The 11633-nt window shown below is 56.7% G+C and carries 10 protein-coding genes; 3 read left to right on the top strand and 7 right to left on the bottom strand.

Annotation, left to right across the window (positions count from 1 at the left end):
* Nucleotides 1-384 precede the first annotated feature (384 nt).
* Nucleotides 385-1683, top strand: coding sequence for an MFS transporter (locus KHQ28_RS17030; protein WP_023317163.1), 1299 nt, complete (start codon nt 385-387; stop codon nt 1681-1683).
* Between the two features lie 3 nt (nt 1684-1686).
* Here KHQ28_RS17030 and KHQ28_RS17025 read toward each other — a convergent pair whose 3' ends face one another.
* From KHQ28_RS17025 to trxC, 5 genes are all read right to left on the bottom strand, one after another.
* Entirely contained in the window at nt 1687-2010 is a 324-nt protein-coding gene (locus tag KHQ28_RS17025) for a YfiM family lipoprotein (RefSeq protein ID WP_004888435.1), read from the bottom strand.
* Between the two features lie 41 nt (nt 2011-2051).
* The gene (pssA, locus tag KHQ28_RS17020) at nt 2052-3407 is read right to left on the bottom strand and encodes a CDP-diacylglycerol--serine O-phosphatidyltransferase (RefSeq protein WP_004180947.1); all 1356 of its coding nucleotides are present in this window, start codon (nt 3405-3407) and stop codon (nt 2052-2054) included.
* Nucleotides 3408-3527: 120 nt separating this feature from the next.
* Entirely contained in the window at nt 3528-6179 is a 2652-nt protein-coding gene (gene pat / locus KHQ28_RS17015; RefSeq protein ID WP_023313488.1) for a protein lysine acetyltransferase, read from the bottom strand.
* A 34-nt stretch (nt 6180-6213) separates the two neighbouring features.
* Nucleotides 6214-6912 carry a tRNA-uridine aminocarboxypropyltransferase gene (gene tapT / locus KHQ28_RS17010; protein ID WP_032418483.1) on the bottom strand — a complete coding sequence of 233 codons (699 nt, stop codon included), beginning with the start codon at nt 6910-6912 and terminating at the stop codon, nt 6214-6216.
* Between the two features lie 69 nt (nt 6913-6981).
* Nucleotides 6982-7407 carry a thioredoxin TrxC gene (gene trxC, locus KHQ28_RS17005; RefSeq protein WP_002914091.1) on the bottom strand — a complete coding sequence of 142 codons (426 nt, stop codon included), beginning with the start codon at nt 7405-7407 and terminating at the stop codon, nt 6982-6984.
* A gap of 203 nt (nt 7408-7610) precedes the next feature.
* Between trxC and KHQ28_RS17000 the strand changes: the two genes are divergently transcribed.
* Nucleotides 7611-8696, top strand: a complete 1086-nt coding sequence (locus KHQ28_RS17000) for a tRNA/rRNA methyltransferase (protein WP_032418484.1) — start codon at nt 7611-7613, stop codon at nt 8694-8696.
* A gap of 58 nt (nt 8697-8754) precedes the next feature.
* Here KHQ28_RS17000 and ung read toward each other — a convergent pair whose 3' ends face one another.
* Complete coding sequence (gene ung / locus KHQ28_RS16995) at nt 8755-9444, bottom strand: uracil-DNA glycosylase (RefSeq protein ID WP_002914088.1); 690 nt, start codon at nt 9442-9444, stop codon at nt 8755-8757.
* 312 nt (nt 9445-9756) lie between these two features.
* On the opposite strand from ung, the gene grcA reads away from it, so the two are divergent.
* Complete coding sequence (gene grcA / locus KHQ28_RS16990) at nt 9757-10140, top strand: autonomous glycyl radical cofactor GrcA (protein ID WP_002914084.1); 384 nt, start codon at nt 9757-9759, stop codon at nt 10138-10140.
* Nucleotides 10141-10185: 45 nt separating this feature from the next.
* Here the strand turns inward: grcA and srmB are convergent, their stop codons facing one another.
* Nucleotides 10186-11517 (bottom strand): ATP-dependent RNA helicase SrmB, encoded by a 1332-nt coding sequence (srmB, locus tag KHQ28_RS16985; RefSeq protein ID WP_002914082.1) that lies wholly within the window; start codon nt 11515-11517, stop codon nt 10186-10188.
* Nucleotides 11518-11633 lie beyond the last annotated feature (116 nt).

The raw sequence follows: 11633 nt of genomic DNA, 5'->3' as shown, positions 1-11633 counted from the left end.
GAACCCCGTCCCGAAAGGTGCGGGGTTTTTTGCTGTGTGGGGTATATCTCCCCCCGGTGGCGCTGCGCTTACCGGGGCTACAAAAGCGTACCCCGGACAAAGTGCGCAGCACCGCCTCCGGCGAAAATTACGCCATGTTCGCTCCATTATCTCCTTTCAACGCAAAATAAAACCCCGTCATGGCAATCCCTTCGCCATAATCCACTTTTTCCCTGCCCCTGCGCTGGCGATGATCGCGAAAACCGTGCTTGCGAAAAAAAATGTGAATCCAATCACATATAAAAATATAACAATTATATAACATTTAGTTTACTAATTAATTTGTCTGCGTGACGTGGTACGCCCGACAAGACAGATTGCAGTCTTTGCTGGAGCAATATAACAATGACAGAAAGTAGCATTACCGAACGGGGCGCGCCGGAACTGGCCGATACCCGTCGTCGTATTTGGGCAATTGTTGGCGCTTCCTCGGGGAATCTGGTTGAATGGTTTGATTTTTACGTTTACTCATTCTGCTCGCTCTATTTCGCGCACATCTTCTTTCCAGCCGGAAATACCACCACCCAACTGCTGCAAACGGCAGGCGTATTTGCCGCCGGATTTCTGATGCGTCCTATCGGTGGATGGCTGTTTGGTCGGATCGCTGACCGCCGGGGACGTAAAACGTCCATGCTTATCTCGGTCTGCATGATGTGCTTTGGCTCACTGGTGATTGCCTGTCTGCCGGGTTATGCGGTGATCGGCACCTGGGCCCCGGCGCTTCTGCTGCTGGCGCGTCTGTTCCAGGGGCTGTCTGTTGGCGGAGAATACGGCACCAGTGCGACCTATATGAGTGAAGTCGCGGTGGAGGGTAAGAAAGGCTTCTATGCCTCCTTCCAGTACGTTACGCTGATTGGTGGTCAACTGCTGGCTGTATTAGTGGTTGTGGCGCTCCAGCAGGTGCTTAGCGATGAAGATCTCCATGCCTGGGGATGGCGTATTCCTTTTGCCCTCGGGGCGGTACTGGCTATCGTCGCGCTGTGGCTGCGTCGCCAGCTGGACGAAACCTCGAAGCAGGAGACCCGGGCGCTGAAAGAGGCTGGCTCATTTAAAGGGTTGTGGCGCAATCGCCGGGCCTTTGCGATGGTGTTAGGCTTTACCGCCGCCGGATCGCTGACCTTCTACACCTTCACCACCTATATGCAAAAGTATCTGGTCAACACGGCGGGCATGACGGCCAGCACCGCCAGCGTGATCATGACCGCGGCGCTGTTCGTTTATATGCTGGTTCAGCCGCTATTCGGCGCCTTCTCGGATAAAGTTGGCCGCCGGACCTCCATGCTGTGCTTTGGCGTGCTGGCGACGTTATTTACCGTGCCTATTCTCAGCGCCTTGCAAAAAGTGAGCTCACCCTATGCCGCCTTCGGCCTGGTGATCTGCGCCTTACTGATTGTCAGTTTCTATACCTCGATCAGCGGCATCCTGAAAGCAGAGATGTTCCCGGCTCAGGTTCGCGCGCTTGGGGTCGGGTTGTCCTATGCCGTCGCGAACGCATTGTTCGGCGGCTCTGCGGAGTACGTCGCGCTGTCGCTTAAGTCGGCAGGGATAGAGCACGCGTTCTACTGGTATGTGACGGTGATGGCCGCCATTGCCTTCCTTGTCTCCCTGATGTTGCATCGCAAAGGGAAGGGGTTGCGTCTGTAACGCTTACTGATGAGCCAACTGCCATACAGCGTAGCCGGTGGTCGCGCCGGCGACATCCCAGGCAAAATCCTTCCAGCTCCAGCCGCTCCCAGCCGGGCGGCTGTCCCAAAGCTCTTTTGAGGCGCCAAGGCTGACGGAAAACATCAGGCCGATAGCGGCGCTGCGGTCCCGGCTGTAACCCTGATGTTGCGCATATTCATTGCCAGCGGCAGAGAGCATCGCTGAGGCCAGAAAATGCTGGGCTTTGTCCTGACCGGACCATGCATCATTTGCCATGTGGCTGCAGCCGGTTAACAGCAGCGAAGCAATCACTAATATCGTACGCATAGCACTTCCAGAAAAAAGCCCCGTCGAGGCGGGGCTGATAGTCAGAGAATACGGCTGATCAGCCGGTCAATGCGGATCCGCCGCAGGCGGCGGATCAGTTTTCGCACTTTCACCGGATAGTCGGCGATACTTTGCAGATCCCGATAATGTTTCACTACCGTGGTGTGGGTGCGGATGAGCTTCAGCTCTTTCTCCCGCATGGCCCCCAGCTGCCGCTTTGGATCGTGGATCAGAATGGCGTTTTCCAGATCGAGCCGCCAGGCGCGCGGGTTCAGGTTGTTGCCAGTGAGCAGCATCCACTCATCGTCAACCCACATGCCTTTCAGGTGGTAGCTGTTATCGTCATCCTTCCACAGGCGGACGATCAGCTGATCGGTATTGACATAATACTGCAGCCGGCTGAGGAAACGCCGCAGGTTGATCTCATACAGATAGGGAAGGGCACCGATGATTTTAAACGGCTGATCTTCAGGAATGTAGAAATCGTTAGCCGTTTTATCGCCGACAATAATCTCCACCTGTTTTCCGTCGCGCAGCAGCTGGATGATATTTCTTACCAGTACGGCAGGGAGGTTGAAGTAGGGGGTGCAGATCGTCAGCTTGTGTTCGGCACAGGGCATCAGGTGAAAGATGGTTTTATTCAGCAGGCTCGATTTACCCAGGCCTACCAGCGGGGTGACGGAGAGTTCTTCGTCACCAGCGGTGCCGACAAAATGGTAGCTGCGGTCGCGGAGCTCCTGACGGTACTGGCGAATGTCGTTTTTGATTTCCGGGCTTTTTGGCCGATCCGGTCTGTCGAGACGGTTAACGCCGCGCCCCTGAACCAGATTGTTGTCGACCCAGTCGAACATGATGTCCGCCATTTTGCCGTTACGGATGCACTGATAGCGATCATAGCGATACTTATCATGCTGATGCAGATAAACATCATTCAGGCTGGCGCCGCTGTAGAGGACGCAGTCATCAATAATAAAGCCTTTGAAATGGAGAACGCCGAGCGCCTCCCGAGTGTTAATCGGCACGCCGTAAACGGGGATATCTACCCCTGGATTTTCATTGGCCATCCGACAATACCAGTCGGCATTGGTATTAGAGGCGGCGGCGCCGATACGGCCACGCTGAGCGCGGTGCCAGTCCACCAGAACGCGGACATCCAGTTCCGGACGCTGGCGTTTGGCGTCATAAAGGGCCTGCAAAATTCCTTTTCCGCCATCATCTTGCTCCAGATAGAGCGCAATAATGCATATACGCTGAGTGGCGTGGGCAATCCGGGTCAGTAACGCTTCCCTGAATTCCGCAGGGGCGTAAAAGAACTCTACATCATCAACTGACTGAGAAAGCTTAGGGAGTTGGGCAAGGTGTTGTTGATGTTTATTACGCTTAAATTTTGACAACATCACAGTGCGTTTCTTCTCTGTTTATTGAAGGGTCTTCTGTACCATGCAGACGACGTAAGCGGGCAATAATACCATTACTACCCGCTAATGTGGTCAACAATTGCGGTCAGCGTCGCGCGATTATCCCTGATTCAGGGGCAGCGACAGGCTGACAATCCCATCTTCCAGCTGAATATCGACGGTGAATCCCAGCTTTCTGGCGAGGCCTATCATGCCTCGGTTATTTGGCATCGTAATACCATTAAGGCGCCGCAGGCCATGGCTTTGCGTATAGGCGATCAGCTTTTCCAGCAACCTTCGCCCCAGGCCTAACCCTTTTAAATCTGAACGGACCAGAACGGCAAACTCGGCGTCAATATTATCGGGATCGGAGATCGCCCGCGTCACGCCGAGGATCTCGCTCTTCTCTGCGCTGGTCCTGACGGCAACGAACGCCATTTCTCGATCGTAGTCGATCTGGGTCATATTGGCTAAGTCGTCATGGGTAAATTCGTTGATCTCACTAAAATAGCGATAATAGAGATCTTCTTTGGTGACCTGGGCGATAAATGCGAGCAACTGTGGCTCATCTTCCGGGAGGATCGGCCGGAACAGACAGCGATCGCCATTTTTCATCACCACCCACTCCTCCAGTTGGTGCGGATAGGGACGAATAGCGAGACGGCTTTCACTGTCGCCGCTGAAGGGAGCAAGCCCCAGGGTAACGTCCAGCGCCGTAAACTCGTTGCCGGAGGCGAGCAGGGGATGAATATCCAGGCGCTGGATCTCCGGGCAGTCGACGATCAGGTTCGAGACCTGAACCAGCAGCTGGCTTAAGCCAGCGATATCCAGCGGGCGCAAGGCGCTGCGGCCGCGGATCTTCTTATTTTTGATCGCCTGGATCACCAGATAACGCGCCAGGTTCATATTCAGCGGCGGCAGCGCCACGGCGGCCTGGTCCTCGGCCCGCCACTCCACGCCGCCCTCGCCCAGCATAATCAACGGGCCGAAGACGGGATCGTGCTCAACCACTACTCTTAGCTCCTGGGCGCCAGCGCGATTGGCCATGCTTTGCACCAGCAATCCATGGATGCGCGCCTGGGGCCAGGCCAGTTTGACGCGATCGATCATCGCATCTGCAGCCTGCTGCACCTCGGCGGCGGTACGCAAATAGAGCATGACCCCCTGTACTTCCGATTTGTGCGGGATATCCGGAGAACGCAGCTTCAGCGCAACCGGATAGCCTATCTGCTCAGCGATATGCACCGCTTCCGCGCTGTCAGCGGCAATCCAGGTTGGCAGCGTGTGGATGCCATAGGCCCGAAGCACCGGGCTGACCTCGTGAGTATCCAGCGTGGTGGCGCCGTCACCTATCGCTTGCTGCAGCAGAGCATGCGCCTCGCTGGTATTGGCGGTTAAGGAGTCTGGTAGCACCGGCGTCTCGCGCAGTTGTTTCTGGTTGCGACGGTATTCCACCATATGCATAAAAGCGGTGATCGTGCCCTCTGGCGTACGGTAGGTAGGGAGGCCGGCATCGCTGAATAAACGTCGCGCTTCCTGCGAGGAAAATTCGCCGCACCAGTTGGTCAGCACGGTGACATATTTACCGCGTGGGTGATGCTTCAGAGCGTCAATCAGGGCCAGGGCACTCTCGGTGCCCGGCGCGGCGGCGCTGGGAGAGTGGATCACCAGCAGCGCGTCATAGTCCTGACTGTTGAGCAAAACATTCACCGCCCGCTGATAGTGTTCGCTACTGGCGTCATCGCGTAGATCCAGCGGGTTGGCGATCTCCACGCCAACCGGCAACGCCTGGCGCAGGGCGTCGCGCGTCTCCTCGCTGAGAGCCGCCAGCTTACCGTTTCGCAACCAAAGCTCATCCAGCGCCAGCGCCGCCGGCGCCGCACCGTTGCTGACGATCATCAGTTTTTCACCGCGCAGCGGGCGCATGTGGCTGAGGGTTTCCACCGCAGAGAACAGCTCATGGGTATCCTGCACCCGCAGCAGACCAGCGCGCTGAATGGCCGCATCCCATGCCGGGTCCATCCCGGAATTGGCGTGCAATAGCTTTTGCGCCGCCGGACTACGGCCGCTTTTAATCACCAGGATAGGTTTGTTTCGCGAAGCGCTGCGCGCGGCGGAGACAAAGCGGCGCGCGTCGCTGAGATGCTCGAGGTACAGCAAAATGGCGCTGGTCTTGCTGTCGCGGGCCAGAAAGTCCAGCAGGTCATCGACATCAATATCCAGGCTATCGCCCAGGGCGATGAAGTAGGAAAAACCCATCTCGCGCTGTTGCGCCCAGTCAAGGATAGTATTGGAGACGGCGGCCGACTGCGAGATAAAGGCCAGTTTACCGCGATGGATCGGCACCGGTGAAAAGCTGGCGTTCAGCCCTTGCCATGGGGCCAGCAGTCCGAGACTGTTGGGGCCGAGCAGACGCATCTGATAGCGCGCGGCGCATTCGAGCAGCGCCGGGTACTGTTCCGGCTGCGAAGAGAGGATGATGCAGGTCTTGCAGCCTTTTTGCCCTAAGGCTTCGAGCAATTCGAGATTACGCCTGGCGTTAGTACAGAGCACCGCCAGATCCGGGGTAAACGGCAGGCTCTCGATGGTAGGCCATGCCAGTACCCCAAGAACCGCCTTCCAGGCGGGGGTGACCGGCATCACCGGGCCATTGAAGCCGCCGGCTAACAGGTTGCGCATCATGAGATAGCCAGCGCGCTGCGGCTTCATTGATGCGCCAATAACGGCGATGGACTTAGGTCGCAGCAGCGCTTCCAGGCCTCGTTGGCTCATACCGGTCTCCTTTCATCCCAGTGACCGAATGATTTTAAACGTTTTCCACCTGGCCCGCTGTGATACTGCCCTTATGCTGGGTTTTTCCCGCCAGATAGCGGGTCCGGAAGCGGGTGAAGTGCTCGCCAAGCGCAGCGGCGGCCCGGGCATCGCCCGCCAGATCCAGCAGGGCGATGGCCACTTCCGCGGTACAATATTGTCCGTCGGCGTGCGCCTCGCGCAGATGGTAGGCAGAGATGCGCGACAGATCGACTGAGATAATCGGCAGCGCGTCGAGATAAGGACTCTTACGGAACATTTTGCGCGCTTCGGTCCAGGTGCCGTCGAGCATGATAAACAGCGGCGGTTTACCGGACGGCGGCGCGCTCAGGACCTGGCGCTCCGGCCCGGCATAGGAGGCCGGAAATACGACCATGGGCTGATAATCAGGATGGGCGACCAGATCGAGCAGCGCTTGCGGCGGTTCGGTACGCGACCACTGAAACGCTTCGGTATCTGGCAGAATATCGGCGATGAGCCGGCCAGTGTTGCTGGGCTTCATCGGTTCCGTATCAAACATCACCAGGCAGAAGCGGCTGGCGGCCTGCGCCGAGGTTAACGTGGCGCACAGGCACTGCTTGAGCGGCAGCAGACAGCGCTGGCAGCGGCGGATGCGATTGCCGCGCGCAAGGAAAGGGCGGGTAGCTCGCGCGAGACGTTCGGCGCGCAGGCGAAGGACAGCGTTATCAGTCATGGGAGTCGCTAGTGAAAAACGCTATTGTCGCAGAGGTGAAAACGGGGCACAAGCGGTGCCCCGGAAGGGTTATTGTTGGCCGGCTTCGTTAAGCCAGCTATCGAATGGCGCTTTTGGCACTGCGCCATTGAGCATGTCGATCACTTCGCCATTTTTGAACATCATAATGGTCGGGATGCTGCGGATACGAAACCGGGCGCTAAGCTCACGTTCCGCTTCGGTGTTGACTTTCACAAAACGCATCTTCCCGCTACGCTCTTCCGCGACGTCTTCAAAGATCGGCGCGAAGCTACGGCAGGGTCCGCACCATGGCGCCCAGAAATCGACAACGACCGGCAGATCGTCCTTCAAGAGTTTATCCAGCGTTGCCCCGGTCGCGTTGATGACGTCGCCGTCAAAAAGATCGTGACCGCAGCGTCCGCACTTTGCGCCATCCGCGCTACGATCGTCCGGGAGGCGGTTCAGAGCCTGACAACTGGCACAAACGGTATTCATAACTAACCTCTGGTTATGGGTTGCAACGTGGCACGTGGCCGATATGTTTCTGTGATGTTACATATTATCGATGAAGTGTTATTTGAGGACAATGCGTTTTGTTCGATGAGTGCAATAGAGGCCGGCTTTTAAACGAAATCATGGCGAAGCGATGGCACATCGGGTAATCTGCGCGCTTCGCGCAGCGCAGGTGGAGAAAATTGATGAGCGACGAACTGAAAAATAAAAGCGGCAAGGTCAAAGTGATGTATGTCCGCAGTGATGATGATTCTGACAAACGCACCCATAACCCACGTACCGGGAAAGGGGGAGGTCGTCCAGGAAAATCTCGTGTTGACGGCCGCAGCCGCCCTGCGCGTGACGAACGAAACAGCCGCGGCGACGATCGCAAACGTGACGACCGTAAGCGTGACGATCGCAAACGCGATGATTTTCATCGCGACGATGCGTCTCCGTGGCGTACCGTTTCCCGCGCTCCTGGCGATGAGACGCCGGTAAAAGAAGATCACGGCGGGATCAGCGGGAAGAGCTTTATCGATCCGGAAGTGCTGCGTCGTCAGCGTGCGGAAGAGACCCGCGTATATGGCGAAAACGCCTGCCAGGCGCTGTTCCAGAGCCGTCCGGAAGCTATCGTTCGCGCCTGGTTTATTCAGAGCGTGACGCCGCGCTTTAAAGAGGCGCTGCGCTGGATGGCGGCCAACCGTAAGGCCTATCACGTGGTGGACGAAGCCGAGCTGGCGAAAGCCTCCGGCACCGAGCACCACGGCGGCGTCTGCTTCCTGATCAAAAAACGCCACGGCACTTCTGTTGCTCAATGGGTCGCGAAGGCCGGGGAAGAAGATTGCGTTCTGGCGCTGGAAGATGTGGGTAACCCACATAATCTCGGGGCGATCATGCGCAGCTGCGCGCACTTTGGCGTGAAGGGCGTGGTGGTTCAGGATGCTGGCGTGCTGGAGTCCGGGGCGGCGATCCGTACGGCGGAGGGCGGTGCGGAGCATGTTGAACCGATCACCGGCGACAGCTTTATCGATACCCTCGATCAGTTCCGCGAAGCGGGCTACGCGATTGTCTCAACGTCCAGCCATAATGGTACCCCGCTGTTTAAAGCCGAGCTGCCGAAGAAAATGGTGCTGGCGTTAGGCCAGGAACGTGATGGTCTGTCCGATGCGGCGATTTCCAGCGCCGATCTCAGCGTTGCCATCGACGGTACCGGTAATGTCGAAAGCCTGAACGTCTCTGTGGCGACCGGCGTCCTGCTGGCGGAATGGTGGCGTCAAAATAAGGCCTGATATCGGCCTTTGAATGCAAAAAAGCCAGCTGATGCTGGCTTTTTTTTATGGCTGTCAATCACTCGCTTTCAGCGGGAAGGACCGGCATCCAGTCGATCGGCGTTTCGCCGCGGTCAACCAGCCACTGGTTGGTCTGTACGAAATGGTTGCAGCCAAAGAAGCCGCGATGCGCAGAGAGCGGTGATGGATGCGGCGCCTTCAGCACGCAGTGGCGCTGACGATCGATAATCGCGCCTTTCTTCTGCGCATGGGAGCCCCACAGCAGAAAAACTACTCCCTCGCAATGCTCATTGATTAAAGCGATAACCTTATCGGTAAAGGTCTCCCAGCCCAGACTGGCGTGCGAGTGCGCCTGTCCGGCGCGGACGGTCAGGACCGTATTCAGCAGCAGCACGCCCTGTCGTGCCCAGCTTTCGAGATAACCGTGGGTGGGGCGGGTAAAGCCGGGGATCGTGGCCTCCAGCTCTTTATACATATTCAGCAACGAAGGCGGGATCGCGACGCCCGGACGAACTGAGAACGCCAGACCGTGGGCCTGACCCGGGCCGTGATAGGGGTCCTGGCCGAGAATGACGACTTTGACATCGCCCAGTTCAGTAAAGCGAAACGCATTGAAGACGTCTTTTTGCGGTGGATAGATGGTGATCCCGGACTGGCGCTCTTCGGCGACGGTCTTCAGAGTATTGAGAAAATAGGGTTGTTGCTTTTCATCCGCCAGCACGTCATGCCAGGTTAAAGGGGTGGTCATCTTGCTCTCCTGCAAAAGGGTCATCGCTATAGCTTAACGGCTTCTTTCTATAGAACAAAATCGGCACGGCCTGATGCCGGCTTTTATGCAAAAAAAATTGAAAATTTACAAAATTATTTATAGCTCACAATGGCGTAACTTGATGTAAAACAATAAAAACCTCCTATACCCACGTTTGGTGAGTGGTTTTTATTGATTTATATCAAGGAATGCCGAGGGTGCGGCTGATATATATACACTCATACAACAATGGTTTTACCAATTGGCCGCGAAGAGGCCAAAATCGAATAAACACTGCCTGGGAGGCATCAAATGATTACTGGTATCCAAATTACTAAAGCGGCAAACGACGACCTGCTCAACTCTTTCTGGCTGCTGGATAGCGAAAAAGGCGAAGCGCGCTGCCTGTGCGCCAAAGGTGGTTTTGCGGAAGATGATGTGGTTGCGGTAAGCAAACTGGGTGAAATCGAATACCGTGAAATCCCGGTGGACGTGAAACCGGAAGTGCGCGTCGAAGGCGGTCAGCACCTGAACGTTAACGTGCTGCGTCGCGAAACCCTGCTGGACGCGGTTGAGCATCCGGAAAAATATCCGCAGCTGACCATTCGTGTTTCCGGCTACGCGGTACGCTTCAACTCTCTGACGCCGGAACAGCAGCGCGACGTTATCGCCCGTACCTTTACCGAAAGCCTGTAAGGTTAACGCCAGATGTGAAAACGCCGGGATATCCCGGCGTTTTTTTTACTCATCGCTGGACGCTGATGGCGTCCCGGCCGCGCTTGGCTTCCGGCGCTTACCGATATTTTTCGTATCGCGGTGGCGCTTCTTCACCCGCGGTTTCTCTTTTTCATCTTTTTTCTTCTGCGCACGCTTCGCCAGCACTTTCTTCGATGGCTTACCCGTCAGCTTCTCGCTCGGCGCACGGGTCGTCGGGCGCAGTTCATCGATAACTCTGGCTTTCAACGGCTCTTCAATATAGCGACCAATCTTACCCAGCAGCAGGTGGTCATGAGCCTCGACCAGAGAAATGGCGGTCCCTTTTTTACCGGCGCGGCCGGTACGACCGATACGGTGCAGGTAGGTATCCGCGGTACGCGGCATATCGAAGTTAAAGACGTGGCTGACGTCCGGAATATCGATACCGCGGGCAGCGACGTCGGTGGCGATCAGCACGTTGACGCGGCCGTCGGTCAGGCGCTTGATAGCTTCGTTTCGCTTGGCCTGCACCATCTCGCCTTCCAGCCAGCAGGTGTTAATCCCGGCCTCACGCAGCCAGTTAGCCAGCTCATGCACGCGCTCGCGCTTACGCACAAACACGATAGCGCGGGTGGCTTCCGGCTGTTGCAACAGATTCACCAGCAGTTTGGTTTTATGTTCGATATCGTCGGCGCGGTAGTACCACTGATGGATTTTCTTACGCTCGCGGGTTGACGGATTGGCGGAAACTTCAACCGGCTCCTCCAGCAGACGCTCAGCGAAGTCTTTGATCGCATCGCCTTCCAGCGTCGCGGAGAACAGCATAGTCTGCTTGCGCCAGCGAGTTTCACCGGCGATGGTTTCGATATCCTGGGCAAAACCCATATCCAGCATGCGGTCGGCTTCATCGAGGATTAGGGTCTCGACGGCGCGGCAGTCGAAATTCTCTTCTTTAATATATTGCAGCAGGCGACCGGTGGTGGCGACTACGATGTCCTGGTTTTCGCTGAACACTTCCGCGTGGTTCATGTACGCCACGCCGCCGGTAATGGTGGCGATGTCCAGATGGGTATGCTTCGCCAGCTCGCGGGCGTGGTCGGCCACCTGCATCGCCAGCTCACGGGTCGGCGTCAGGATAAGAATGCGCGGCGGGCCGGATTTCTTACGCGGGAAATCGAGCAGGTGCTGCAACGCTGGCAGCAGATACGCCGCCGTTTTACCGGTGCCGGTCGGCGCTGAACCGAGAATGTCACGGCCATCGAGCGCAGGCGGAATAGCGGCGGCCTGAATGGCTGTCGGGCGAGTGAAACCTTTATCCTGGAGGGCCTCCAGCAGGTTTTCGTCGAGTTCAAGTTCGGAAAAAGTCGTTACAGTCATGTTCTACCTCTGAGTGGGCCGCCGATTATAGACGTTACTGACGTAATGTTCATCTGTTTGTAAGGCTATCTGTTCTCCGGTATTGTGCATAGCCTTAGGTTCAGGAGTTTTTGTCG

The sequence above is a fragment of the Klebsiella sp. 28 genome (assembly GCF_018223905.1).
GTDB lineage: Bacteria > Pseudomonadota > Gammaproteobacteria > Enterobacterales > Enterobacteriaceae > Klebsiella > Klebsiella pneumoniae.
Note: the sequence above shows the minus strand (reverse complement) of the source record. Positions and strands in the feature narration are given on the sequence as shown.